At 33.3% G+C, this 25,090-nt stretch carries 25 protein-coding genes and 1 pseudogene; 11 read left to right on the forward strand and 15 right to left on the reverse strand.

Annotated features, from left to right (window positions below):
- Positions 1 to 38 precede the first annotated feature (38 nt).
- Positions 39 to 1,046, reverse strand: a complete 1,008-nt coding sequence (locus ACPX19_RS03185; protein ID WP_426431440.1) for a glycoside hydrolase family 113 — start codon at positions 1,044 to 1,046, stop codon at positions 39 to 41.
- Positions 1,047 to 1,187: 141 nt separating this feature from the next.
- Here ACPX19_RS03185 and ACPX19_RS03190 point away from each other — a divergent pair, with 141 nt between their 5' ends.
- From ACPX19_RS03190 to ACPX19_RS03205, 4 genes are read left to right on the forward strand one after another with little or no spacing between them, the layout of a single operon-like run.
- The gene (locus ACPX19_RS03190; protein WP_426431442.1) at positions 1,188 to 2,492 is read left to right on the forward strand and encodes an NAD(P)/FAD-dependent oxidoreductase; all 1,305 of its coding nucleotides are present in this window, start codon (positions 1,188 to 1,190) and stop codon (positions 2,490 to 2,492) included.
- Between the two features lies 1 nt (position 2,493).
- Positions 2,494 to 4,077, forward strand: coding sequence for a 4Fe-4S binding protein (locus tag ACPX19_RS03195; protein WP_426431444.1), 1,584 nt, complete (start codon positions 2,494 to 2,496; stop codon positions 4,075 to 4,077).
- Positions 4,078 to 4,108: 31 nt separating this feature from the next.
- Positions 4,109 to 4,798 (forward strand): glycosyltransferase family 2 protein, encoded by a 690-nt coding sequence (locus ACPX19_RS03200; protein ID WP_426431445.1) that lies wholly within the window; start codon positions 4,109 to 4,111, stop codon positions 4,796 to 4,798.
- On the forward strand, positions 4,798 to 6,288 hold the full coding sequence (locus tag ACPX19_RS03205) for a glycosyltransferase (protein ID WP_426432423.1): 1,491 nt from the start codon (positions 4,798 to 4,800) through the stop codon (positions 6,286 to 6,288). The genes ACPX19_RS03200 and ACPX19_RS03205 overlap by 1 nt, the downstream gene beginning before the upstream one ends.
- 8 nt (positions 6,289 to 6,296) lie before the next feature.
- Here ACPX19_RS03205 and ACPX19_RS03210 read toward each other — a convergent pair whose 3' ends face one another.
- Positions 6,297 to 6,722 carry an SRPBCC family protein gene (locus ACPX19_RS03210; protein ID WP_426431447.1) on the reverse strand — a complete coding sequence of 142 codons (426 nt, stop codon included), beginning with the start codon at positions 6,720 to 6,722 and terminating at the stop codon, positions 6,297 to 6,299.
- 88 nt (positions 6,723 to 6,810) lie between these two features.
- Here ACPX19_RS03210 and ACPX19_RS03215 point away from each other — a divergent pair, with 88 nt between their 5' ends.
- Entirely contained in the window at positions 6,811 to 8,244 is a 1,434-nt protein-coding gene (locus tag ACPX19_RS03215) for a mannosyltransferase (protein ID WP_426431448.1), read from the forward strand.
- A gap of 14 nt (positions 8,245 to 8,258) precedes the next feature.
- Here ACPX19_RS03215 and ACPX19_RS03220 read toward each other — a convergent pair whose 3' ends face one another.
- The 8 genes from ACPX19_RS03220 to ACPX19_RS03255 form a co-directional block, all read right to left on the reverse strand.
- Positions 8,259 to 8,627 carry a hypothetical protein gene (locus tag ACPX19_RS03220; protein ID WP_426431449.1) on the reverse strand — a complete coding sequence of 123 codons (369 nt, stop codon included), beginning with the start codon at positions 8,625 to 8,627 and terminating at the stop codon, positions 8,259 to 8,261.
- 165 nt (positions 8,628 to 8,792) lie between these two features.
- Positions 8,793 to 9,569 carry an RMD1 family protein gene (locus ACPX19_RS03225; RefSeq protein WP_426431450.1) on the reverse strand — a complete coding sequence of 259 codons (777 nt, stop codon included), beginning with the start codon at positions 9,567 to 9,569 and terminating at the stop codon, positions 8,793 to 8,795.
- Positions 9,569 to 9,982: a VOC family protein gene (locus tag ACPX19_RS03230; protein ID WP_426431451.1), complete on the reverse strand. Its 414-nt coding sequence runs from the start codon at positions 9,980 to 9,982 to the stop codon at positions 9,569 to 9,571. Before ACPX19_RS03230 ends, ACPX19_RS03225 begins: the two co-directional genes overlap by 1 nt.
- A gap of 73 nt (positions 9,983 to 10,055) precedes the next feature.
- Positions 10,056 to 10,385, reverse strand: a complete 330-nt coding sequence (locus tag ACPX19_RS03235; RefSeq protein WP_426431452.1) for a hypothetical protein — start codon at positions 10,383 to 10,385, stop codon at positions 10,056 to 10,058.
- Positions 10,386 to 10,424: 39 nt separating this feature from the next.
- Positions 10,425 to 11,957 carry a bifunctional GNAT family N-acetyltransferase/carbon-nitrogen hydrolase family protein gene (locus ACPX19_RS03240; protein ID WP_426431453.1) on the reverse strand — a complete coding sequence of 511 codons (1,533 nt, stop codon included), beginning with the start codon at positions 11,955 to 11,957 and terminating at the stop codon, positions 10,425 to 10,427.
- Positions 11,957 to 12,934 carry a deoxyhypusine synthase family protein gene (locus ACPX19_RS03245; protein WP_426431455.1) on the reverse strand — a complete coding sequence of 326 codons (978 nt, stop codon included), beginning with the start codon at positions 12,932 to 12,934 and terminating at the stop codon, positions 11,957 to 11,959. The genes ACPX19_RS03240 and ACPX19_RS03245 overlap by 1 nt, the downstream gene beginning before the upstream one ends.
- Complete coding sequence (speB, locus tag ACPX19_RS03250; RefSeq protein WP_426431457.1) at positions 12,924 to 13,865, reverse strand: agmatinase; 942 nt, start codon at positions 13,863 to 13,865, stop codon at positions 12,924 to 12,926. Before speB ends, ACPX19_RS03245 begins: the two co-directional genes overlap by 11 nt.
- A gap of 63 nt (positions 13,866 to 13,928) precedes the next feature.
- Positions 13,929 to 15,320: an arginine decarboxylase gene (locus ACPX19_RS03255; protein ID WP_426431458.1), complete on the reverse strand. Its 1,392-nt coding sequence runs from the start codon at positions 15,318 to 15,320 to the stop codon at positions 13,929 to 13,931.
- A gap of 526 nt (positions 15,321 to 15,846) precedes the next feature.
- On the opposite strand from ACPX19_RS03255, the gene ACPX19_RS03260 reads away from it, so the two are divergent.
- From ACPX19_RS03260 to ACPX19_RS03280, 5 genes are all read left to right on the forward strand, one after another.
- Positions 15,847 to 16,440, forward strand: coding sequence for a phosphopantetheine-binding protein (locus tag ACPX19_RS03260; protein ID WP_426431459.1), 594 nt, complete (start codon positions 15,847 to 15,849; stop codon positions 16,438 to 16,440).
- A gap of 230 nt (positions 16,441 to 16,670) precedes the next feature.
- Positions 16,671 to 17,225 (forward strand): hypothetical protein, encoded by a 555-nt coding sequence (locus tag ACPX19_RS03265; protein ID WP_426431461.1) that lies wholly within the window; start codon positions 16,671 to 16,673, stop codon positions 17,223 to 17,225.
- A 258-nt stretch (positions 17,226 to 17,483) separates the two neighbouring features.
- On the forward strand, positions 17,484 to 18,497 hold the full coding sequence (locus ACPX19_RS03270; RefSeq protein ID WP_426431462.1) for a serine hydrolase domain-containing protein: 1,014 nt from the start codon (positions 17,484 to 17,486) through the stop codon (positions 18,495 to 18,497).
- Positions 18,498 to 18,666: 169 nt separating this feature from the next.
- Positions 18,667 to 19,083 carry a carboxypeptidase-like regulatory domain-containing protein gene (locus ACPX19_RS03275; RefSeq protein ID WP_426431464.1) on the forward strand — a complete coding sequence of 139 codons (417 nt, stop codon included), beginning with the start codon at positions 18,667 to 18,669 and terminating at the stop codon, positions 19,081 to 19,083.
- Between the two features lie 9 nt (positions 19,084 to 19,092).
- Positions 19,093 to 20,112: a transglutaminase domain-containing protein gene (locus tag ACPX19_RS03280; RefSeq protein ID WP_426431465.1), complete on the forward strand. Its 1,020-nt coding sequence runs from the start codon at positions 19,093 to 19,095 to the stop codon at positions 20,110 to 20,112.
- Here ACPX19_RS03280 and ACPX19_RS03285 read toward each other — a convergent pair whose 3' ends face one another.
- Complete coding sequence (locus ACPX19_RS03285) at positions 20,113 to 20,952, reverse strand: pseudouridine synthase (protein ID WP_426431466.1); 840 nt, start codon at positions 20,950 to 20,952, stop codon at positions 20,113 to 20,115.
- Between the two features lie 270 nt (positions 20,953 to 21,222).
- Positions 21,223 to 21,756, reverse strand: coding sequence for a hypothetical protein (locus ACPX19_RS03290; protein WP_426431468.1), 534 nt, complete (start codon positions 21,754 to 21,756; stop codon positions 21,223 to 21,225).
- A gap of 115 nt (positions 21,757 to 21,871) precedes the next feature.
- Between ACPX19_RS03290 and ACPX19_RS03295 the strand changes: the two genes are divergently transcribed.
- A complete protein-coding gene (locus ACPX19_RS03295; protein WP_426431469.1) occupies positions 21,872 to 22,216 on the forward strand; it encodes a helix-turn-helix transcriptional regulator in 345 nt (114 codons plus the stop codon).
- Here ACPX19_RS03295 and ACPX19_RS03300 read toward each other — a convergent pair.
- The 3 genes and pseudogenes from ACPX19_RS03300 to ACPX19_RS03310 all read right to left on the reverse strand — a co-directional run.
- Positions 22,209 to 23,117, reverse strand: a pseudogene (locus ACPX19_RS03300) (carbon-nitrogen hydrolase family protein); the annotation flags it as partial. The gene ACPX19_RS03295 and the pseudogene ACPX19_RS03300 sit on opposite strands and share 8 nt — an antisense overlap.
- Positions 23,118 to 23,157: 40 nt before the next feature.
- Complete coding sequence (locus tag ACPX19_RS03305) at positions 23,158 to 24,060, reverse strand: geranylgeranylglycerol-phosphate geranylgeranyltransferase (protein WP_426431471.1); 903 nt, start codon at positions 24,058 to 24,060, stop codon at positions 23,158 to 23,160.
- Between the two features lie 66 nt (positions 24,061 to 24,126).
- A complete protein-coding gene (locus tag ACPX19_RS03310; protein ID WP_426431472.1) occupies positions 24,127 to 25,056 on the reverse strand; it encodes a mevalonate kinase family protein in 930 nt (309 codons plus the stop codon).
- Positions 25,057 to 25,090: the final 34 nt, after the last annotated feature.

Here is a 25,090-nt window from a genome sequence, read left to right on the forward strand (position 1 = left end):
TAATGAATTAGTACAACTATAATGAGATTAAATTAGAGCTAATTAAACTCAGCGTAGGTTTCAGAAATTACAGCTTCAACTGGCTTGTTTTGTGGTGTAAACATTGGGTTATCATGTCCACCAACCTCATTATGCATAATAAACCATTTCCATACGAAACCTCCAGCAAACCAATCCTCATTCCAAAAAGTATCCAAAAGTGCTTTTGTGGTATTCACTTGTGCTTCTAGATTGACTTCTTTCATTGTACGATCGGATACCCATGGCTGCCTGCCGGAATAATCCACACTTCTGTAACCGTATTCTGTAAACAAAATTGGTCTGTCTAATTGCTTTGAAATTTTTTCAATAATTGGCTTATGAGATTTCCAGCCTTCTAAACAATCTTGATAGCTTGGTGTCTTTTTGTCGCTAAGCGGAAAGTAAGCGTCAATACCTATATAATCTAATTGGTTCCAAAACGGTGTTTTAGCAAACTCATTCCAATTCGCGGCGTAAGTCAGTTTACCATTATAAACAGATCGTATGTCTTTAATAAGCTTAGTCCAATACTCTGGTCTAAATTTCACAAATAACTCCAATTCCGTTCCGATACAAAATAGTTCGGCATTAACTTTTTCAGCTAGGTCTGCATATTCTAAAATAAAATTGGAATACGCGTTTTCTAATATCTGCCAATCATTTTCGCTCGTCATCATTATTTCACCAGTAAACTCACCTCTCCAAACCCAAATCTGTGGTTTAATCATTACCTTGATACTTGCTTTTCGTAATTCGGAAATGTATTGCTCTGCACCTGCTCTGGTTTCACCAAACCATTGCCTGTCTGTATTGTGGATAATCTCGGGATGTTCAAGGTTTTTTATAAATCCGAAAGGCATTATAGCAGCATAATTTGCATTGACGTTGACTACCGGAGCTACATGTGTACTATCTACAATATCTCTTGCTGCAACAAAGCTTACCCCATTAATTTTACTAGGTTTATGAGGGGCTGCAGAACACCCAAAAATTAAGCCAACTAAAAACACAACAATTATCCTCATATCATAAAAATAAAGAAAATGCACGTCTTAATATAGTACTTGACCTTACAAAAAATCATTAATTTAAATACTTTCTAAATTGAAATCATTTTTTAAGGTATTATCTTTAAATGCGACTTAAGCATCAACTAAACCAAAACGATGGAGCATATTGCCATAATAGGTAACGGAATTTCTGGAGTTACTCTTGCAAGACACATTAGAAAATTATCTGATAAAAAAATCACAATGATTTCTGCTGAAAGTGATTATTTTTTCTCGCGTACGGCACTAATGTATGTCTACATGGGACACCTAAAATTTGAACACACGCAACCTTATGAGAATTGGTTTTGGAAAAAGAACAATATCCAACTTAAAAAAGGTTATGTCAACAATGTTGATACCGATAAAAAAACACTTCATTTTGCTGATGGCGACCAAATGACTTATGATAAATTAGTTATTGCAACTGGTAGTAAACCTAATAAATTTGGTTGGCCAGGTGAAGACCTAAAAGGCGTACAAGGCTTGTACAGCAAACAAGATTTAGAGCATCTTGAAATCTATGCACCAAATAAAAAAGTCTGTAAACGCGCTGTAATTGTTGGTGGTGGACTTATAGGCATAGAACTGGCCGAAATGCTAAATAGCCGCAGTATACCTGTAACCTTTTTAGTTCGAGAATCTAGTTTTTGGAACGGAGTTTTACCTGAAGGAGAAAGCGCTATGATAAACAGGCATATTAAAAATCACCATATAGATTTAAGATTATCTACCAACTTGAAAGAGATTGTTTCTGATGAAAACGGAAAAGTAAAATCGATTGTAATTGAAGAAAATGGTGAAGAAATTCCTTGTGATTTTGTAGGCTTAACTGCTGGTGTTTCGCCTAACATTTCTTTTTTAAAAGAAAGCAATATTGAAACCAACAAAGGTGTTTTAGTTAACCGTTTCCTTGAAACCAATATTAAAAACGTATATGCAATTGGCGATTGTGCCGAACAGCGCGAAGCTATCGGTAATCGCAGACCAATAGAAGCTGTTTGGTACACTGGACGTATGATGGGCGAGACTTTAGCTCAAACCATTTGCGGTAATAGGATGGAATACAAACCAGTTCATTGGTTCAATAGTGCTAAGTTTTTTGATATTGAATACCAAACCTATGGTTGGGTTCATGGCAAAAAAAGTAAACCAGATTATGAAGTTCATTTTCATTGGAAACATGAGGATGACACTAAATGCATCACTATAGCCTATCACAAAGACACAAATCAATTTTTGGGCATTAATTCTTTTGGGATACGAATGCGACATGAGGTTTGCGACAAGTGGCTAACGGAAAAACGTGATTTGGACTATGTGATTAACCATTTAGAAGCAGCTAATTTCGATCCGGAATTCTATAAGCGTTTTGAATACGAAATAAAAGCAAGTTATAATAATACCTTAAAAACTAACTAACATGAGCTTAAAATTAAATTACAGCATGTCTCTGGCTAATTCTTATGGATTAACTAAATCTCAAAAAATAGCGTCAGCAGTTGGTATACTTGGTTTATTCATTTTGGTTTTAGCTTTATTTAATGTCGGATTCCCCAACAAAGCCATTGTATTAACTATTGCTTTAAGTCTAATGTTTATTGGTACTATATGGTTTTCTAACAGTTGGTATTTAAACAAATCCAAAGGCATAAAAAATGATGGAATTTGGTTTAAATCGTTATCCGCAAGAGGATTAATTGGCTGGCTAATTGGTGTTGTGTTAACCCTATTTTATATTGTCCTTTATTTTTACCCACAGTATTTAGGACTAGCTCAAAAAGGTGAGGGCAATACTGGTCTTGTTGCGCTTTTTGATCCTTTAAGTCAGTTTTTAAGTGGAAGAAACGCCAGCCAATGGTTTGTTTATGGCACGCTATACACGGTTGCGATTTTGGTTTTTGGCTATAAATTCATTATAAAATATAGACATAATCGTTATGAGCAAATACGAACTATTTCAGTTATGTTTTTTCAGTTGGCGTTCGCATTTTTAATTCCGGAGTTTATGTATGTAATGAATAGTGATTTACCATACTACGACATGAAAAATATTTGGCCCCTTAACTATTATAACTTTGAAGGTTATCGTGTCAATGCTTTTATTAATGCCGGAGACGTTGGTTTAGCGATGCTCATTTTTGGCATTGTTTCAATATTTATCATAACACCAATTTTAACTTATAAATATGGTAAACGGTGGTATTGCTCTTGGGTTTGTGGTTGTGGTGCTTTAGCCGAAACTGCTGGTGATAGTTTTAGGCAGCTAAGTGACAAATCTCAATTTGCATGGAAAGTTGAACGTTGGGTCATTCACTCTATTTTAGTGTTCGTAGTATTAATGACCACAACAGTTATCCATAGTTATTTGGGTAATGACACAGGTAAATATTGGCTTACAAAATCGTCGTTTTTAATTTTTGTTGCTTCATTTTTAACCTTAATTTTTGTTGGAACATTTCTTTTTAAACGTAAAGAATTAGCTAAAGACGCCAAATACGGCGCTATTGGTTATTTTGTGATTATCATGTCCTTATTTGCTTTGCATTATTTCAGTAAAGACAATTCGTTGTTTTTATTTAAATCTGAAACCTTAAGAAAGAGTTATGGATTTTTAATTGGTTCTATTTTTTCTGGTGTTATTGGTACGGGCTTCTACCCTATTTTTGGTAGTCGCGTTTGGTGTAGGTTTGGCTGTCCTATGGCGGCAATTTTAGGATTTCAGCAACGTTTATTTTCAAAATTTAGAATTACAACTAACGGTGGACAGTGTATTTCTTGTGGCAATTGCTCAACCTATTGTGAAATGGGAATTGATGTACGCGCCTATGCTCAAAAAGGTGAAAATATAGTACGTTCTAGCTGTGTTGGATGCGGAATTTGTAGTGCTGTTTGCCCGAGAGGTGTTTTAAAATTAGAAAATGACAGCATGAAAGGACGAATTAATCCCAATGAAATCCTTCTTGGAAACGATGTTGACTTAATGGATTTGGTAAATCAGAAATAAGGCGTTTATTTTGCGCTTTCAAACTAACTAAATGCCTAACATAAAAGTTATCATTCCTGCTTACAATGAGGAGGAATCAATTCACTTAGTGATTAACGATATTCCCCCAATCGTTGATGAAATTATTGTAGTTAGTAATAACTCTACCGATAACACGGAAAAAAATGCCAAAAAAGCAGGTGCTACAGTCTTATTTGAAAAACAAAAAGGTTATGGCTATGCCTGTTTAAAAGGTATGACCTATATTGCAGAACAAGAAACCCAGCCAGATATTGTAGTTTTTTTAGATGGAGACTACAGTGACTATCCTGAAGAACTAACTAAATTGGTTGCGCCGATTATTGATGAAAATATTGATTTTGTGCTTGGATCTCGAGTAAAGGAATTGCGAGAGCAAGGCTCTATGACTATGCCACAAATATTCGGTAATTGGCTAGCTACAAGACTTATGCGATTATTCTTCGGTTCTACTTTTACGGATTTAGGTCCATTCAGAGCTATAAAATATGATAAGCTTTTAAACTTGAAAATGGAAGATAAAACTTATGGTTGGACAGTAGAAATGCAGCTAAAAGCATTAAAGCAAAAATTGAGTTATAAAGAGATCCCCGTAAAATATAAAAACAGAATTGGTGTATCAAAAGTTTCAGGAACCATAAAAGGAGCTATCTTTGCAGGCGTAAAAATCCTAACATGGATCTTTAAATACAGTTTTAAGTGATTTATCTACATTATTTCATCATTTTAATTTACACTATTGCCATTGTACTCATATTTTTGTACGCATTGGCACAACTTAACTTGCTATATAATTATCTTTCTTCAAAAAAGAAAAGACAAGATTGTGAGACTTTTAACTTGAACAATCCCGATGAAGTTCCTAATGTAACCGTGCAATTACCTGTGTTTAATGAGATGTACGTTATGGAACGCTTATTAGACAATATTGCCTTATTAGATTATCCTAAAGATAAGTTAGAAATTCAGGTATTAGATGATTCTACAGATGAAACAGTTTATTCTACCAAAGCACATGTAGAAAAATTAGCTGCCACGGGATTAGATATAAAGCACATTACCAGAACTAATCGTGCTGGTTTTAAAGCTGGCGCCCTAAAAGAAGGGTTAAAAATAGCTAAAGGTGAGTTCATTGCCATTTTTGATGCTGATTTTTTACCAAAACCTAATTGGTTAAAACGAACTATACCTTATTTTAAAGATGAGCAGATTGGTGTTGTACAAACGCGTTGGGGACATATCAATAGAGATTATTCTTTATTGACAAGAATACAAGCATTTGCACTAGATGCACATTTTACTTTAGAACAAGTTGGAAGGAATAGCAAAGGGCATTTCATAAACTTTAACGGTACAGCTGGTGTTTGGCGCAAAGAATGCATTTTGGATGCAGGTAACTGGGAAGGAGACACTCTTACTGAGGACTTAGATTTAAGTTATAGAGCCCAACTTAGAAACTGGAAGTTTAAATATCTTGAAGATGTAGAAACGCCTGCTGAATTACCGATAGTTATTAGTGCTGCTAGATCACAGCAATTTCGTTGGAATAAAGGTGGTGCTGAGAACTTTAGAAAGATGCTTTGGCGCGTTCTAGGGTCTAAAAATATTTCAACAAAAACTAAAGTACATGGTTTGCTGCATTTGCTAAATAGTACTATGTTTTTAAATATTTTCATAGTAGCTGTTCTAAGCATACCTATGTTATATATAAAGAATGAATATGGCCATTTAAGAGACTATTTCTATGTAATGAGTTTCTTTATAATGAGTACCATTATTTTCTTTGTTTGTTATTGGTTTATGTACCGAAATATCTACGGAAGCGGTTTCAAAAAATTCTTTGGTTATATAGGGATGTTTTTTACCTTTTTCTCTATAGCTATGGGCTTTTCACTTCACAATTCCGTAGCGGTTATAGAAGGCCACATGGGTAAAAAAAGTGAATTTGTAAGAACACCTAAATTTAATATTAAGAAGTTTAAAGACAACTGGAAAAACAACAAGTATCTTAAAAAATCATTATCTAAAAATGTTGTTTTAGAAGGTATCTTAATGTTGTATTTTGCATTTGGGCTTTACAGTGCATTTATCGTTGGAGACCAAGGGGGAGATTTTGGATTATTCCCATTTCACTTAATGCTTTGTATTGGCTTTGGCTATGTATTCTTTAAGTCGATAGGATCGAGAGTGTAATTTACCTATTATCTATCCTTAAAAGGTATTACAATGCCTTTTTCCAAATAATCTTTTAGACCTTTCAAAAGCATTGCCCAGCAAAATGATGAATGCTTAAAATGTGTATTACACTCAGGCCAATCTTTATGAAAAAAGTGTAGATAAATTCCATTATCTTTTTCCTCTAAATCAAAACCAAATGTTGTTGGGTTCCAATCCTTATCTGATTTGGTCATTTTAAAATGAATGTGTTTACCTTGCTCAACACTTTTAACTTCAGCATACCAATCGTACTGATCTGTAAAATTAAAATTATATTTCTCGCCTTCATTCGGAATTCCAGAACACTTTAATGGCCACCAATTCACTAAATGCTCAGGTTCTGAAACAGCGTTATAAACATTGTTTTTATCACTGTATATCATGAAATTGAAATAAATAGAATGACTCATCCTTGAGTGCTTTAGTTCCTTTAAAGTTATTATTCTTTTTTTAAATTCCACTTTATAGCAGATTTAAATAATTCTATCTTTGGTATCTATGCCTGGATTAGCAAATATTTACAAATACCAAAAGACAACTATAGCTTTGATCTTAACAAGTTGTATCCTTTATATTTGGTTTGCTTACTACCTAGAACGCACTGAAGGTTTAAAGCTTATTTTTTTATACACAGCATTATTTGTTCTTGGTTTTCAAATCTTGAAAACCTCGGGATTCTATACTTCGCCTTCGCTCAGCACGAGCTTTAGAATATTGGTAATAGCATCCATACTTTTTCGATTTTTATTCCTGTTTGCAATTCCTAATTTATCACAAGATTTTTACCGCTTTATCTGGGATGGGCAAATGCTTCTCGAAGGATTTAACCCTTATTTAAATACTCCTGACCATATAATAAAACGGGAAACGTCAATTCCTTTGGCTAACGAACTGCATAACGGTATGGGAGTGCTCAATGCATCTCATTACTCTAATTATCCTCCACTAAATCAGTTGTGCTTTGTAATTGGAAATCTATTTCCTGGCAATAGCATTCTCAGTTCTGTAGTTGGTATGCGCCTTATTATCATTGCAGCTGATATCGGAACACTATACTTTGGAAAAAAACTCTTGGAAGCTCTAAAATTACCCCCAAGTAGAATTTTTTGGTACATCTTAAATCCATTTATCATTATTGAGCTTACAGGCAACCTCCATTTTGAAAGTGTAATGATTTTCTTTTTAGTATGGAGTTTGTACTTATTACATTCAGGCAAATGGAAATGGGCAGCTATGGCTTTTGCATGCTCAGTTTCAGTAAAATTAATTCCGTTGATATTTTTGCCTTTGTTTTTTTGGTGGTTCAATTCAAATTCGGTTAGTGATAAAAACGATACCAATAATATAAAGATTCCTGCCTTCGCAGGAATAACAAAACTGATTGGCTTTTACTCAATAATTGGAGTCACAACACTTGTGTTTTTTCTACCTTTTTTTTCAATGGAATTTGTAACCAACTACTCTAAAACTATTGGCTTGTGGTTTGGAGATTTTGAGTTCAACGCCAGTATTTATTATATTTTAAGAGCCATTGGCTATACTATTACTGGCTACAATGAAATTGCTGTTATTGGCAAGATTCTTCCAGTTATTTCTGTGCTTATTATTTTAGGGTTTTCCTTTTTAAGAAAGAATAATTCCATCCCTAAACTTAGCAAATCTATACTATTAGTTTTTACAATCTATTTGTTTTTAAGCACTACTGTACACCCTTGGTATATTGCTACTCTAGTAATGTTGTGTATTTTTACCAACTATAGGTATCCTCTGGTTTGGAGTTTAGTTATTGCGTTAAGTTACCTTTCCTATCTTGGTATTGGGACAACTGATAAATCTGAAAACTTATGGATTATTGCTTTTGAATATATTATTGTTTTTTCAGTATTTATATGGGAATTAACTCAAAAAAAAAAAGACTGCCAATTTAATTAGCAGTCCCTTTAATATTACATCCTTTTAATCTTTATGATGATATATTTTTCATAAGTTTCCTTATAACCATATTCATCTTCTTCCTCGAAGGTTTCAATCTTGTAAGTAATTTGAAAACGCTCACCAATCATTTCATCTGATTTAAGATTTACAGAAGCTAATACTTCATCCGTAACTTCATAAAAGTACATGATGTCTTCATCTTCCTCATCATCTTCACCTTTTACCAAAAAAGCATAACCATCCTCTTCATCATACCCATCAAAAGTTGCATCAATGGTTACTGTTTCTTGTGCTTTTGACACCTTTTTGTTTTCAATAATTGCGTTTACATTGAATGCCATAATTGAAAATACAAATACTAAAAAATGCTTATTCTTCATTTTATTAAATTTTATGTTTTGACATTCTCACCCTTTTATAAATGAGGATATCCAATATTTATCTTGTTTTGAATTGGGAGTTTACCACCTCAAGCCCAAAAGCTTTTAGAACATTATCTTAGATAATGATTACTGTGGTTTTCAAGAGGAATTTACTGTCTTGGTCTAAAGCATTTTTAGAATAAACATATCAACAACTTCTACTAGGATTAGAATTATAATAATCCACTCTAACCGGCTACTTTCCCTGTGATCCATTATATCTTTAAAGAGTTCTAAATTCTCTTTTATAATCTCTATTCTATCATGGATTAGGTGATATCGATCTTTTAGGTCAAAGGTCTGTTTTAAGTCTGTATTTAGTTTGTTTAACTGCTCATCTTCCCAGGTTATTTCTGGTGAATCAAAAATGTATAGGTTTTCTGAAATCTTATTTTTAATGTTTAGAATCTTGCCTATAAATCGTTTCAATTTATTATTAGAAATATTGAGTTTTCCTTTAGATTCAAGGTATTTAGTATGCTCATTAGTCTCAATTAACAAGGCCTCAGTAATTTCAGAATAAAGATTGAGCGCCACGGATTGAGATGCATTAAGCATTACCAATCTAATCATTTCGCTATCAAAATCCGGTAATACAATACTTTCAAAATTTACTTGAAGGGTATTTTGCTTTATTTCAACATTAATTTCTTCTGCTATTTTATCTGAAAAATAAGTATCGCAAAAGGGCTTAATAACTTCTAAAACCTTATCTATTTCAGCTTTTGATAGATTAAAAAAACTTACCATTCCATATTGGAACAGATAAATGTACTTATCCTTTGAATACAAATAAAACAACTCATCACTACCTTGAAACAGTAAATTCCACTGCAATTCCTGTTTACCAGCTTTTGTATTGATTGTATTCGCTACTTGGTAAGCAACAACAGGTAACATTACGCTACAAACATGTCTTTAGGCTCTTTAAAACTCTTGAACTCAAGCATATAATCATTAGGGTCTTTAATGAAAAACGATAAATGCTCTCCTTTTTTATCTTTTAAAAAAGTAGTTTTGGTTACAACCTCTAACCTTTGCTTGGTAAGTTTGGTATATATTTTTTTCCAATCATCAGTATCTACTATGATACCAAAATGAAATGATGGCAAAATCTTACCCTCAAATACATAGTTTGGATTGTTGAAGTTAAACTTATCGGCTTTTATAAATGTAATCTGGTGACCAAACAAATCTATATCTACCCAATTTTCTGAGGTTCTTCCTACAGAAGCACCAATGTTATTTATGTAAAAGTCTTGGGTTTCCTTTACACTCAAACACGGTAATGACATGTGAAATGACGTTTCCATAATTTAAGCACTTAGAGTTTATAACTTTTATTAATAAGAAAGTTACAAAATTATATAACACCAACTACGAAAATTAATCAAAATCGTCTTCCTCTGTATCTTCTGCAATTTCAGGGTCTTGTACTGCTTCTGGATCATCACTATCATAATCTTCGTAATCATCCTCATCATAATTTTCCATAGTTACTGCCAATTTAGTGCTTACTTTAACCAAATATTTGGTATCCTCAGTAGTTACCTCAACAGCATCTATAATTTCGTTTTTAGCATTTCTGAATGTGATGATGTGGTCTTCGTCATAACCATCAGGATATTTTTCTACCAGCAAGGCAAGTATTTCTGGAGTTAATTTTTTGAAGTCTACAATTACCTTCTTTAAATGTGCGTCTTTTGGTTGTTTCATTATGTTATTATATTATTGGAGCTCTGCTAAATATACTACTTATTGTTGTACTCTAATCACATTATAAAAATCTTTTCTTCTATCTTTTAGGTTTTTTACTGCTCCGAATGTATGCAGCTCTCTTAGCAAGCTTAAATCAACATCGGCAACAAGTATCATTTCTGTGTTGGTTGTGGCTTCAGCCTTTATACCGTTGCTTGGAAAAGAAAAATCGCAAGGAGTAAATACCGCTGATTGTGCATATTGGATATCCATATTGTTTACATTTGGTAAATTTCCTACACTACCTGCAATAGCTACATAGCACTCATTCTCAATCGCTCTTGCCTGTGCGCATAAGCGTACTCTAGAGTAACCATTTTGAGTATCTGTTAAGAACGGAACAAAAAGAATATCCATGCCTTCATCGGCTAATAATCTTGACAATTCTGGAAATTCTGAATCGTAACAAATTAGAATACCTATTTTACCAGCATCCGTTTGAAAAGTTTTTAGCTTATTACCCTTTTGCATTCCCCAAACTTTCGCTTCGTCTGGTGTGACATGAATTTTCTCATAACGTTCAAAACTACCGTCTCTTCGGCAAAGGTAGCCTACATTGTAAAGAATATCATCAACGACCTCTGGCATACTGCCAGAGATGATGTTGATATTATATGAAATAGCCAGTTGTTTTAGTTGCTCTAAAATTGGTTTAGTATGCTTAGCTAATTCTCTTATAGCCTGAGGCTCATGCAAATGATTGTACTCTGCCATTAATGGAGCGTTGAAAAACTCGGGAAATAATGCAAAATCGCATCGATATGCAGAGACACTATCTACAAAGTATTCAACCTGTTGCATCAAGTCTTCCAAATTTTTGTAAGGACGCATCTGCCATTGGATTAAGCCAAGTCTTACTATTGTTTTTTCCTGCTTTGCCTTTTTTACTGGTTTTGTATAATAGATATTGTCCCACTCCATAAGTACAGCATACTCGCCAGAAGCTGTATCACCTTGTAAATAGTTTTTTAAAACTCTTACAGGATGAAAATCGTTTGATGTTTGAAAATTGAGTACGGGATCGTGTATCTCCTTTAGCTTTACTTTTTGAATGTACTCTTTTGGGGAATATAAATCTTTGTATTTGTGATAATTAGGCATTCTTCCACCAAATACAATACCTTTTAAATTTAAATTTTCACAGAGCTCTTTGCGGTAATCATATAAACGTCTTCCCAACCTCAAACCTCTAAACTCTGGTTTTATAAAGACATCTATACCATAGATAACATCTCCATCTGGATTATGATTTTTAAAACCTTCTCCTTCAATGATATCTGCATACGTGTGCTCATCATCAATCTCGTCGTAATCGACTATTAACGATAAGGCACAGCCTGCTAATTTGCCATCAATTTTTATAACCACTTGCCCTTCGGGAAAAATAGACGTTAAGGTTTCTATGTGATGCTTTTTCCAGTAAGAATCCATTACTCCACTATAAGCTTCAAGTGTTGCAGATTTTAACTCTTCAAAATCATCAACGCTTAGAAACTTAAGCTCAATATTTTCGATTTTATAATCTTCCATTACATATCAAGTAGATAGGCAAAAATCAAGGGAGCTACAATTGTGGCATCACTTTCTATGATAAATTTTGGTGTATCAATATCTAATTTGCCCCAAGTAATTTTTTCGTTAGGCACAGCTCCAGAATACGATCCATAGCTCGTAGTACTATCGCTTATTTGACAGAAATAGCTCCAAAATGGTGTGTCTGTACGTTCCATATCCTGATATAGCATTGGTACTACACATATAGGAAAATCTCCAGCAATACCACCACCAATCTGAAAGAAGCCAATACCTTTTTCTGAATTATCAGTATACCAATCTGCTAAAAACGTCATGTACTCAATACCAGACTTCATCGTACTTGCTTTAAGTTCACCTTTTAGTACATAGCTAGCAAAAATATTACCCATAGTACTGTCTTCCCATCCTGGACAAACTATTGGTAAATTCTTTTCTGCTGCAGCATACATCCAAGAGTTTTTCAAGTCTATTTCGTAATATTCTTCCAAAGCACCAGACAACAATAATTTGTACATATATTCGTGTGGCAAATAACGTTCGCCTTTAGCTTCAGCCTCTTTCCAAATTTTTACAATATGCTTTTGTATACGTCTAAAAGCCTCTTCCTCGGGAATACAAGTATCTGTTACTCGGTTTAATCCTTTTTCTAATAAATCCCACTCATCTTGTGGCGTTAAATCTCTGTAGTTTGGTACACGTTTATAGTGGCTGTGCGCTACTAAATTCATGATATCCTCTTCTAAGTTTGCACCTGTACAAGAGATGATATGTACTTTATCTTGACGAATCATTTCGGCAAAAATCTTACCTAGTTCTGCGGTACTCATAGCACCAGCCAAAGACACCAACATCTTTGCGCCATTGTTGAGCTGATCTTCGTACCCTTTTGCTGCATCAACTAAAGCTGCAGCATTAAAATGCAGGTAATACTTTTGTATAAATTCAGATATGTGTCCTTTTTTAGTAGTCATCTTCGTCATTAAATTTAGAAAATTTATTATTTCCGCCTGAAGCAGTATTGAAATTACTCTCAAAATCGTCTTCTACGTTCTCGTCTTTAAACTTATAGCTCAGCATCTTATAATACAATTTTGCTGCTAAAAAGTCTGAAGACTTCTCATTTTTATCAGGGCAAAGCTCAACAATATCAAAACCAACGACATTCTTTTCTTCAAAAACCTGTTTTAAAAACTCAAGTGTTTCGTACCAGAATAAACCACCTGGTTCTGGTGTACCTGTACTAGGCATTATAGATGGATCTAAAGCATCTAAATCGAAAGTGATAAATACGTTGTCTGTCATTTGGTCTATTGCAGAATCCATCCAGTTATCATCTTCAGCCATTTCGTGAGCAAAATAAGTTTTGTCTTCGTCCATGACCGTTTTTTCAATAGCATCCATTGAACGGATACCAACCTGAATTAAATTTGTGGTTTGGCTAGCTTCATAAACCGCACAAGCATGGTTACACTTAGAACCTTCATAACTTTCGCGTAAGTCTGCATGCGCATCAATATGCAATACTGTTAAATCTTCAAACATTTCGTTAAAAGCTCTAATAGTACCAATAGAAATTGAATGTTCTCCACCGAAAATAGTAACGAACTTGTTCTTTTTAATATACTTTTTGGTCGCTTGGTGCACCGCCTCAACCATTGCTTCTGGCGATGCATTTTCAGTAACCGCTTCTGCTAGGTGAATACCTTGTAGATATACTTCAGAATCAGTTTCTATATCGTATAATTCCATATTTTCAGATGCATGTAAAAACGCTTCTGGGCCTTTATCAGCTCCTTTTTGCCATGTACTTGTACCATCGTAAGGTACTGGGATTAAAACAATCTTAGATTGATCTAACTTTGAGTTTTCTGCTGGTATGCCAGCGTAAGTTTTTGTGTTCATTTTTTTAATTCCTGAATGGGAAATTAGTTATTTAATTTTTATTCTTCATTTATTCTGAATGTTTTAGTAACCTAAAATATTCAGTAAATCTTCACTTTTTTGTTGTTCAGCAAAAATTTTGGTTGTTAAGTTTCCTTTATCATCTCGCTGAATCAATATATGTTTTGGACTTGGTATTAAACAGTGCTGCAATCCACCAAAACCTCCAATGGTTTCTTGATATGCACCTGTGTTAAAAAAGCCAATATACAAAGGTTTATCCTTATGATACTTTGGTAAGTAAATAGCATTAACGTGTTGCTCGCTATTGTAATAATCGTCGCTATCGCAGGTAAGTCCACCTAGCAACACACGCTCATAAGTATCTTGCCAACGGTTAATAGGCAACATAATAAAACGTTTGTTTATAGCCCAAGTATCTGGTAAAGTGGTGATAAAAGATGAATTTATCATATTCCACTTTTCTCTATCGTTTTGTTGCTTTTGGTACAGCACTTCATAAATGGCACCACCACTTTCACCCACTGTAAAACTTCCAAATTCGGTAAAAATATGCGGCACGTCTACGTCTTCTTGTTCGCAAACGGTTTTTATCTGGTTTACAATTTCGTCTACCATGTAAGCATAATCAAAATCAAATGCCAAAGAGTTTTTGATAGGGAAACCTCCACCAATATTTAGGCTATCTAATGAAGGGCAAACCTTCTTTAAAGATGTATAGACTTTAAGACATTTGGCAAGCTCGTTCCAATAGTAAGCATTATCCCTTATACCTGTATTGATAAAGAAATGCAACATCTTAAGTTCTACCTTCTTGTTATTTAGAATTTCATTTTTATAAAATGGCACAATGTTTTTGTAACCGATACCTAAACGCGAGGTATAAAACTCAAATTTTGGTTCTTCTTCAGAAGCTATCCTAATACCAACTTTAAATTTGCCTTTTATCTCTTTAGAAAGTAAATCTAACTCCTCATAGTTATCTATGATTGGTATACAGTTTTTGTGTCCTCCGTTAATTAAATCGGCAATATTATTAATATACTTTTCGCGTTTAAAGCCATTGCTAATCACAAAGGTTTTATCTGTAATTTTTCCTTCTTTTTTTAGGCTATTCACAATATCTATATCAAAAGCCGAAGAGGTTTCTATGTGTATATTGTTCTTTAAACCCTCGTCTAAAACATGCTTAAAGTGCGAGCTTTTTGTACAATAACAATAGTTGTACGTTGCTTTATAATTGTGTTTTGCAAAAGCATCAGCAAACCACCCTTTGGCACGTTGAATATTGTTAGAAATTTGTGGCAAATAGGTAAACTTTAAAGGTGCGCCATATTGCTCTATCAATTCCATAAGATCTATTCCATGAAATTGTAGTGCGTTTTCCTCTAGATGAAATTCTTCTTGGGGAAAGTAAAAGGATTGATCGATAAGATCAATGTATTTTGTATTCATTTTATTGGTTCTCGGTTATAATTTCAGAAGCATAAATATAAAAAGATATATCTACAGTCAACATTAACTCTTTATCAAATCTGAAATTGGTTTTGTGTAGTTGGCACAAAGCCATAAATGAGCTGGCTAGCAGCAATGGGAGAAACGGAAGTTAGCTTTAAATTTCGGACACTTATCTTATAAGCTACTTTTGAATATGACTTCCTAATTTTCAAAAGTCCAAACGTAAAAACAGTTTTCAATATGTTCAGCTAAATTTAGAACCGCTGTATTGATGTTCTAAATTTCGTGGCAAATGTATATTATTTTTTTTTACACCAAACATTTTGTGATTTTTTTCGCTACATATTAAGCAACTTTGCATAACAATGTATCAAAAAAAGTAAAAACATGATGCAAAACACATAATACAAAAAATTAATATTTCTTTGACTATAAAGCTATTACATAAAATTTTATCTTAGCAAAGAAATGACGCAAATACAGACTTATTTACTTGTTGACAAACATTTAAACCAAACCGAAAATGGGATTAGATTCTGTAGAATTATTGATGTCAGTAGAGGAAAGATTTGGGATACAAATTGAGGATTCAGAAGCGGAAAAAATTTATACCGTTCAAAATTTTGTGGATTCTGTTTACGACAAAATCATTACTAATCCGAATGAGAAATGCTTAACTCAAATCGTTTTTTACCGAATGAGAAAAGCATTTCAGATTCTAAAATTGACCGATAAAGAAATTAAACCCGAAACAAAAATATCGGAATTGCTTACTCAAACAGAACTGAAAGAAAAATGGCATCTTTTGAAAACTGAGATAGGACTTGAATTACCTGAATTGGTTGCTCTTGATTTTAATCCAAATTTAGGTTCTCACGTCAAAATTTTCGGAATTAAAACCATTAAGCGGACTACACCTGTTTCAAGCGGAACAATTCGTAACTTAATTGATTGGACAATTGCATTGAATCAAGAAAAACTCATTGACATCGAAAAAGTAACAAGCAAATATGAAATCGAGCGAATTATAATTGGAATTATAAACAGAAATATGGGAATACCAATTAGCGAGATAAAATTGGAACACTCAATAACAAATGATTTAGGAATTGACTAAAAAAAAGTTTGCTAACACCGGCTATAATTCATTGCTTCTGACTTTCCTCTCGGAAAGTCCTCGCAAATTTGCTATCTATGGTTTTCGGCTGAAAATCCTCGCGGCTTTTCACGCAACGAAACCATAGCAAAGACCGTTGTGGGTAATTACCAAAGACGATGAACGAAATATAAAAAGGAGAAATTTTATCAATAAGCAAAGACCTTGGAGAAGTTGGTTTAGATAGTTTATTGGAAGATGGACTTTTTAACGATATTCCATTTGTCGGAACTGGAATTTCAGTCGTGAAATTAATTCATTCTGCATCTGACAGAATTCTATTGTCAAAAATAATTCACTTTATAAACGAACTTAAATTAAAAAATGAACAGGAAATAAAGGAATTCAAGATTAAGTATTTCAAATATACAGATTACGACAGAATTAGCTCAAAAATACTCTTGTCTTTAGAAAGAGCTGATAATCTTCAAAAAATAAAATGGCTTGCAAGAAGTTTAAGGCTATTCATTGGAAAAGAAATTACAAAATCGGAATTCTTACGATTAACATCAATTATTAATTCAGCTTATGTGGAGGATGTTATAAAAATTGTCGCATTTGACGAACGGAATGAAATTACATCTAACAACGATATTAATGTTGAGAAATATGTTTTAGAACACCTATTTTCTATTGGACTTATTGGAAATCTTGGAATCGATGGCGGAGCAGCTGATGGAAAAAATTCGGGAACTATTTACGTATCAAATGAATTTGGAAGAATAATGAGAAAAAGAATAATATAACTACACACAACAGCGTGTATAGCTCATTGCGGCTGAATTTATAATTCCCACTGAAAAATCCTTACAGATTTTCACTCAACTGCTAATATCAGAGACCTTTATTATCCATTTTGACAAGTCTACATTTATTGAATAAAAAAACAGTTCATCAGCATTATTCAACAATTGATAACCTTCTATTTTCTATTACCATTATATAAATGGAATTTTGTCTTCAATACTTAAGTACATATCAACCCATTTGAAGCAAATAACATTATGAAAAAAAAGATACTAAGGGCAGTATTACTAATAGGAACTATAATTTCGTTGTTCTACGTACCTTGGATTTTGGTAAAGGCTTGGATTTTACCACTGCCAAATACAGTTCAAGAGCAAGTAGATGAAGCCATTGGTCATGGATTTGATGGAATGATTGTTTATGTAGACCAAGCAGGAAAACCGCCAGCGTTTTATACAGGTGGTTGGAAAGACCGAGATAACAAAATACCTGCAGACCCAAATTCATTATTCAAAATTGCTAGTATCAGCAAATTATATGTTTCTGTTGCTGTTACCAAACTGGCAAAAGAAAAGCGCCTGTCTTTAGATAAAACACTTGCTTATTACTTACCTGAACTTGTAGGTAGAATTGAAAATGCAGACAAAATCACTTTGAAAATGATGGTTCAGCATCGGTCTGGTATTCCAAATTTTACAGACAACCCTGCTTTTTGGGAAAACGAACAGGAAAATGGCAAGGATGCCCTTGAATTTACCCTAGATTTACCAGCTAGTTTTGAACCTGACAAAGGATATGAATACTCAAACACTAACTACTTGTTGCTTCGCAAAATTATGGATAATGTTTTGGGATATAATCACCAAGAGTACATCAAGGATAGAATATTAATACCACTAAAATTGAATAACACTTTTTTTTCAGTTAACGAAGTTGATTTAGATAATGTAATGAGTGGATATTATGTTGGATATGATGAAGATTTTAAAGAGAGAGACTATGGAATGCTAGCAACTGCAGAAGATGTTGGCATATTCTTGCGAGCCCTAAATGATGGTTCGGTATTTGATGAAGGGGAACAGGAAATCTATCCTTACGAATATAACCATGGAGGCTTGGTTATCGGTTATCAGAGCCTTGCTGAATACCATAAAGATATAGACGCAGTTGTCGTTCAATTTATTAACACCACCGATTTTAATGGATATGAATGGAACCTATCAGAAATTACAATTAACCGTATTGTGAAAATACTTAAAAGAAAAAGCTAATTACAATGAATAAAATAAAACTACATACAACAACTGCAATAATCTATTGATTCTAAAAATTCCCTCACTATAATGACCCTTTTACTCAATCAAAGGCATTAATAACTCAAGCGTATTTTATATCTTTAAACAAACGTTTTAGCTTAGTGGTAAATAAAACCTTGATATTATGCAAACACAAACATTAACACTGAGAAAAACATACAAAACATTTGGTTTTGTAGTAGTTTTAATGATGGCATTATTTACGTTTAACTCCTCCTTTGGACAAACGACTGAAGCTACACAAGAGCGAACTATTAAAGGTATTGTATCTAACGAAGATGGTCCATTACCTGGAGCTAACATTACATTAGATGGGACAAGAGTTGGTGCTGTAACAGATGATGAAGGTAAGTTTACATTTCCTAAGAAATTAAAAACTGGTGATGTGTTGGTCTTTAGCTACCTTGGCTACGAGACCCAAAAGGTATCTATTACAGTTAAAACCAGCTTTATTACTTTAGAACTTACACCAGATATGGTAGAAATGATTGGTGCGATTGACACCAATAAACCTTATAAGTCTAAACGTAAAAAGAATTAATTGTAAGCCTTGCAAAAAACGTTTACATTTTTACTTCTCTTAATAAGTCTAGGCAGAATTAATGCTCAAATTAAAGATTTTAGCCACCTGAATTTTAAAAAAGCAGATAGTATTGCCTTAGCCTTAAAAGGTGAAAAACTCACAAATCTACCTGAACTTTCTTTTAAACTCACTAGCAATTTAAAGACAGATACAGAACGGTTTAGGGCTATTTATAGGTGGGTTTGTGATAATATTGCTAATGACTATTCGCTTTACCTAAAAAACGACAGACAAAGACAACGTTTTAAAGATGACAGTCTAAAGCTTGATACTTGGAATACTAAATTCAGAACCAAACTATTTAGCAGATTGCTTAAGAAAAAACGAACTATCTGTACTGGCTATGCCTACTTGGTAAAAACCTTAGCAGATTTCGCGAATCTTGAGTGCGAAATTGTACAAGGTTTCGGGCGTGTGAGTACTACAAATATTGAAACTTTAGATTTACCCAACCACTCGTGGAATGCTGTGAAACTCAACAACAAATGGTACCTCTGCGACCCTACCTGGGCTAGCGGAATTCCTAATCCAAAAACAAACAGATTCAATTTCCAGTATAATGATGGTTTCTTTTTAACAAATCCTAAGCTATTTGCTGTAAATCATTTTCCTACTGAAAAACGTTGGTGGCTTTTGGATGATAATGAAGTTCCTTCATTTGAATCATTTTTAAAAGCACCTGTTCTGTATGGCAATGCCTATAGAACTCTTGAATTACACAATGCACCTCAGCAGATGCATCACACAATTAAACCTTTTGAAAAGGTAACCTTTAAATATCAATTAAAAAACAACACCAAAACTGAAAAAGTAAAGCTTGGCTTTGACAATGGGTTTAGTAATTGGAAAGACCAGCCAACTTCTGTTTCCATAAATGGTAAATTGTTAGAATTTGAACATCAGTTTAATCAAACAGGTTTTTATGATGTACATCTGTATTTGGATGATGAATTAATTTCTACTTATACTGTTGACGTTAAAAAATAATCATAGCATTTTTAAGGTGTTAACCTCTTGTTCTGTAAGATGCTTCCAATGACCACGCGGAATATCTTTCTTTGTTAAATGGCCAATAGCTACACAATCTACTTTTACCAAATCGTACTTAAAGGTTTCAAAAATGGTTCTTAGGATTGTGTTACCTGTATTTTTAATTTTAATACCAATGTTATTCTTTGGTTCACCTTCTATGTAACTAATTTCTTCAACAGTAATTAAATTACCATCTACGTTAAAGCCGTCCTGAATCTTTTTTAAATCTTCAAACTTTAAGTTTCTATCAAGTTCTACCTGAAACAAACGTGCTACACCAGTCTTAGAATTGGTAAACTTCTGTACTATTCTTTCATCATTGGTAAACAACAAAAGACCAAGCGAATTTCTACCCAAACGACCAATTGGCCTAATATTAGCACTTGTTGCATTGGCAACTAAATCCATAACTGTTCTACCTTTACTCTCTGCTGTTGTGGTTGCAAAACCTTTAGGCTTATTCAATAACACATAAACCTTTGGTTCTGGTGTAATACGTCGGCCATCATAACGCACATCGTCTGTACGTTTTACTTTGTAGCCCATTTCGGTCACTACTTTTCCGTTAACGGTTACCAAACCTATGGCTATATTTTCATCGGCTTCTCTACGCGAACAAATACCAGAATTGGCAATGTATTTGTTTAAGCGAATTTCATCTGGATTTGATGCTGAATTTGGTTTTGATTTCTTTTTGAAAGGAGCATTACCTCTGGCAAAACTTTTTGATTTGCTATTAGCCTGTCCTCTTCCCGAACTTTTTCCTTTCCCCTTGCTATCTTGATGTCTGCTCATTGTGCCTAATTTTTTTGCAAATGTATAATAAAAAAGAGAGCCAAAGCTCTCTTTCATCTGTATTTATAAAATCTAATTTCTTATTTATAAAAAGAACTTTTGAATAGTTACAGTCACAAAAAAGATACCCACACCTAACAAAGCTAGGCTTCTCAATTTATCTTTTTTAAACTTTTCAGGTGACTTAAAATAATTATACAAGCCAATTACTATTAAGATCGAAAAATATATCGACATTATAAGATAAAACCATTTCATAATAACTCTATTTTATCCCCACATACAATGAGCAAAATCTGCTACTATTAGTGCTGCACCAATCCAACCTAAAGTTCTTGTTGCAACTCTCCCTACTGCTCGCAAAAGCGCTCTTCTGTTAGAAAAAGAATTCCAAAAACCTTGATGAAAAGCATCCAAACCAGTAGCTCTTAGTAAACAATCAACGGTATCAGCCTTCTGTATAGAAGATGACCCTTCATACTCCACTATTCCCATAGAAAGATACAAAATTTCAGGATTGTCTAAGCTCCCAAATTCATCAATAATTTCTTGATTACTTATACCCTCACTATTAAGCAATTTAATAGTTTCATTTATTACGGGCATAAGTTTCGTTTTAGATTCATTCTCATCCCAATTAGTAACATTTGAAAAATCAATTTTTTTCATTTCACTTTCAATATTATTAGCATTGGATTTTAAAATTACTTCATCATTAATCAATTCTTCATTTAAATTTGCTTCTTCAGTTGAACATGATAAAAAAATAAATAGCACAAAGAATAAGATACTGACTTTTTTCATAAACATTTAATTTAAAATTAATTACAAAGCAAAATTAGTAGTCTTTAATATGTATTCTAATTCAATTATTGAATATAATTACCCTATTTTTGAATAAAATCATAGATAATTCTAAATGAATAGATTAATAGGAATCAAAATAAAGGAACTCAGAAAAAAGCAAAATTACTCACAAGAAGAAGTTGCCGACATGCTTAATGTTTCTCAAGCAACCTATAGCAGAATAGAAAATGGTAGTACTAGCTCTTGGATAAACTATATTGATAAATTAAGTGACCTTTACAATATAGACATTGATGATTTTTTAAAACTTGAAAGTATTATTCCTAAAGATCAATCGGAAGAGGAAAGTTTAGTGAACAAACTTATTGAACAATACGAGACAAGATTAAAAGAGAAAGACATCCAAATAAGAGATTTAAATCAAAGAATAGATGAACTTCTCAAGAAACTTATTTAATTTCTACTGTAGTCTGCCTTTCTCTATTTACGGTAAGCTTAGTGACATCTGGTCTCGAATAATGTCCTACAGGATCAAAGTTTTGACGTTCTTCCAGCACACGGTTAAAATCAATGGTTTGGATGATTAAACCCTCTTTATATAAAACAGGTTCTACTAGCCACTCACCATCTGGACCTGCAACACAACTGCCACCATTTGCTAAAGTTTCTGGTGCGTTTTTTAGAATCTTATCCAAATGAGGTGTGTTTTCAGGAAAATCGGATTGTGACATTAAACTTGATACCGAAACTACAAAAGACCTTGACTCTCGTGCAATAAAACGTGTGATATCTTTGGTATTATGGTCACTTCCTGGCCAGACTGCAATATGCAGATTTTCTCCTTGGCCATATAATGCTGTTCTAGGTAATGGCATCCAATTTTCCCAGCAGTTTAAACCACCAACAGTAAAAGCCTTTAAAGAGTGAACCTTTAAACCATTTCCATCGCCTGATGCCCAAGTTAAACGTTCGTCATAGGTTGGTTGTAATTTTCTGTGTGTAGATTTTATTTCGCCATTTTCATTGATGTAAACCAGTGATGCATAAATACTATGTCCACCTCTATCCATGGGTCGTTCCATTATTCCTAAATAGACTGCTATGCTATTATCTTTTGCTAACTGACACACAGTATCCAATTCACCTTTTTCGATACAAATAGAATTGTTTACATAGTGTGCATGTAACTCTTTATTAAGATTGGTGTTCCATTCTGCACCACCTGTTAATGCTAACCAAAAAGGATAACCTGGAAGCAAAGCTTCTCCAAAAACTATGAGTTCACAATCTTTATTTGCTACCTCTTTAATTGAGGCTTTGATCTTTTTTATAGTAGCACTTTTATCTAACCATACAGGTCATATTTATGCCATGGCAATCTTTAGTTTAGAATTCATTCTATAAACGATTTAATACAACTGAAACATCTATTAACAAAATGGAAAATACTCCTGCAACTATAATAAACTTCAATATATTATGAAGTAACAAATAGTGCGATTTCTTATTGGATTTCCAAAGAATAAGTAGAAAAAGTAAAAGCAAGATTACACTTAAATAGAAGAAATAATACATATGCCCAATTTTGAAGAATAGTGTTATAACAATTCCAGATATAATGGTTAGAACAACCAAAATAGAGAGCATTAACTTAGAAGTTTTTTCTCCATACACTACAGGAACCGTTTTATAATCTAGTGCTAAATCACCTTTAATATTCTCTAAATCTTTCGTCAACTCTCGCATAGATATTAACAAGAATAAGAATATAGCATGAGCAAAGATGACCAATTCAAAATTTTTGTAATAAATAAAAATGGCAAAGAATGGTGTTACTGTAAGTATAGCAGACACTAAATTACCTGTTATTGGTTGTTTTTTGAATTTATGCGAATACAACCATATTGCAAAAATGTAAAGTGCAAAAAATAGAACAGCTCTAAAGGATACATAACTAGCAAAGACCAATGCTAAAAAATTCAACACAAAGTAAAATGACAACTTTGTATTTTGACTCACCAGACGATCTAGCATGGTTTTTCTTGGTCTGTTGATTAAATCTTTTTCGGAATCGTAAAAATTATTGATAATATAACCTGCAGCTATAGTTGCAGATGATGCCAACACTAACATAAGTAAGTTAACATCAAACAATACTTTTTTTAATGGTTTATCGTGTGCAAATATGTAAATTGATGCTAAATACTGTGCAATGACTACAACCAGAATATTGTAACCACGCACTACTGAAAACAGGCTGAAAAATTTTAAGAGAATATGTTTCTGCCTTCTGGTTAACATAGATTAAAATTAAAAAACCTCACAAATTACTAGAATCTGCGAGGTCTAAATGTAATATTTTTAGTTCTAAAAGTTATAAACAACTTCTAATTTCTGGCCTTTTAAAGCTTCTTTGGCCCTTTCAATATCTTCGGTAAAGCCTAAAATATAGCCACCACCACCAGAGCCACACAGTTTAAGATAGTAATCATTGGTCTCAATCCCCATTTTCCATAGCTCATGGAATTGTTGAGGTATCATAGGTTTAAAATTATTAAGTACAATTTTAGAAAGTTGCTTTGTATTTCTGAAAAGTGATTTGATATCACCTCTTAAGAAATCGTCAACACAAGCATCAGTATGCTTAATAAACTGCTCTTTTAGCATATTACGGAATCCTTCGTTCTTCATGTTCTCCATAAAGATACTGACCATAGGTGCTGTTTCACCTACAATACCACTATCCAATAAAAAGACCGCGCCTTTGCCATCTGCACTTTGTGACGGAATTCCAGTTGCCTCAATATTGTCTTTGGAATTAATCAATATCGGAAGACTCAGGTAGCTATTTAGAGGGTCTAAACCTGAGGACTTCCCATGAAAAAAGGACTCCATTTCAGAAAAAATAGCTTTCAACTTTAAAAGTTTATCACGCGTTAGATTTTCTAAAACCGTTATTTTCTCAGTCGCATATTTATCGTAAATAGCTGCTACCAAAGCTCCACTACTTCCTACGCCATAACCTTGTGGAATTGAAGAATCAAAATACATACCCGCTTCTACATCCGCCTTTAACTCATCAATATTAAAAGACACTAAATCCTTATCTAAATTCTCCAGATAAGTTACAAAACGCTTTAAACTTTCATTTGACTTCAATGCTTCACTTGACGGATTTTCATCCACCTTTAAAGCTCCGTTATAAAAATTATAAGGAATAGACAAACCCTTAGAATCCTTAATGATTCCGTACTCACCAAAGAGTAAAATTTTTGAATAGAAAAGGGGTCCTTTCATAAGATACTAAACAATTTCTTTTAACAAATATACG

It is taken from the genome of Winogradskyella sp. HB-48 (assembly GCF_049942685.1).
Lineage (GTDB): Bacteria > Bacteroidota > Bacteroidia > Flavobacteriales > Flavobacteriaceae > Winogradskyella.

Excerpts from the sequence above, each read along its gene's own strand:
- ACPX19_RS03190 (WP_426431442.1), top strand. The coding sequence starts at position 1,188 with ATGGAGCATATTGCCATAATAGGTAACGGAATTTCTGGAGTTACTCTT.
- ACPX19_RS03185 (WP_426431440.1), bottom strand. The coding sequence starts at position 1,046 with ATGAGGATAATTGTTGTGTTTTTAGTTGGCTTAATTTTTGGGTGTTCT.
- ACPX19_RS03230 (WP_426431451.1), bottom strand. The coding sequence starts at position 9,982 with ATGGAAACGTCATTTCACATGTCATTACCGTGTTTGAGTGTAAAGGAA.
- ACPX19_RS03305 (WP_426431471.1), bottom strand. The coding sequence starts at position 24,060 with ATGTTAACCAGAAGGCAGAAACATATTCTCTTAAAATTTTTCAGCCTG.
- ACPX19_RS03225 (WP_426431450.1), bottom strand. The coding sequence starts at position 9,569 with ATGTTACCTGTTGTTGCTTACCAAGTAGCGAATACAATCAATACAAAA.
- ACPX19_RS03210 (WP_426431447.1), bottom strand. The coding sequence starts at position 6,722 with ATGAGTCATTCTATTTATTTCAATTTCATGATATACAGTGATAAAAAC.
- ACPX19_RS03220 (WP_426431449.1), bottom strand. The coding sequence starts at position 8,627 with ATGAAGAATAAGCATTTTTTAGTATTTGTATTTTCAATTATGGCATTC.
- ACPX19_RS03310 (WP_426431472.1), bottom strand. The coding sequence starts at position 25,056 with ATGAAAGGACCCCTTTTCTATTCAAAAATTTTACTCTTTGGTGAGTAC.
- ACPX19_RS03295 (WP_426431469.1), top strand. The coding sequence starts at position 21,872 with ATGAATAGATTAATAGGAATCAAAATAAAGGAACTCAGAAAAAAGCAA.
- ACPX19_RS03245 (WP_426431455.1), bottom strand. The coding sequence starts at position 12,934 with ATGACTACTAAAAAAGGACACATATCTGAATTTATACAAAAGTATTAC.
- speB (WP_426431457.1), bottom strand. The coding sequence starts at position 13,865 with ATGAACACAAAAACTTACGCTGGCATACCAGCAGAAAACTCAAAGTTA.
- ACPX19_RS03240 (WP_426431453.1), bottom strand. The coding sequence starts at position 11,957 with ATGGAAGATTATAAAATCGAAAATATTGAGCTTAAGTTTCTAAGCGTT.
- ACPX19_RS03290 (WP_426431468.1), bottom strand. The coding sequence starts at position 21,756 with ATGAAAAAAGTCAGTATCTTATTCTTTGTGCTATTTATTTTTTTATCA.
- ACPX19_RS03195 (WP_426431444.1), top strand. The coding sequence starts at position 2,494 with ATGAGCTTAAAATTAAATTACAGCATGTCTCTGGCTAATTCTTATGGA.
- ACPX19_RS03255 (WP_426431458.1), bottom strand. The coding sequence starts at position 15,320 with ATGAATACAAAATACATTGATCTTATCGATCAATCCTTTTACTTTCCC.
- ACPX19_RS03275 (WP_426431464.1), top strand. The coding sequence starts at position 18,667 with ATGCAAACACAAACATTAACACTGAGAAAAACATACAAAACATTTGGT.
- ACPX19_RS03285 (WP_426431466.1), bottom strand. The coding sequence starts at position 20,952 with ATGAGCAGACATCAAGATAGCAAGGGGAAAGGAAAAAGTTCGGGAAGA.
- ACPX19_RS03270 (WP_426431462.1), top strand. The coding sequence starts at position 17,484 with ATGAAAAAAAAGATACTAAGGGCAGTATTACTAATAGGAACTATAATT.
- ACPX19_RS03215 (WP_426431448.1), top strand. The coding sequence starts at position 6,811 with ATGCCTGGATTAGCAAATATTTACAAATACCAAAAGACAACTATAGCT.
- ACPX19_RS03235 (WP_426431452.1), bottom strand. The coding sequence starts at position 10,385 with ATGAAACAACCAAAAGACGCACATTTAAAGAAGGTAATTGTAGACTTC.
- ACPX19_RS03200 (WP_426431445.1), top strand. The coding sequence starts at position 4,109 with ATGCCTAACATAAAAGTTATCATTCCTGCTTACAATGAGGAGGAATCA.
- ACPX19_RS03260 (WP_426431459.1), top strand. The coding sequence starts at position 15,847 with ATGGGATTAGATTCTGTAGAATTATTGATGTCAGTAGAGGAAAGATTT.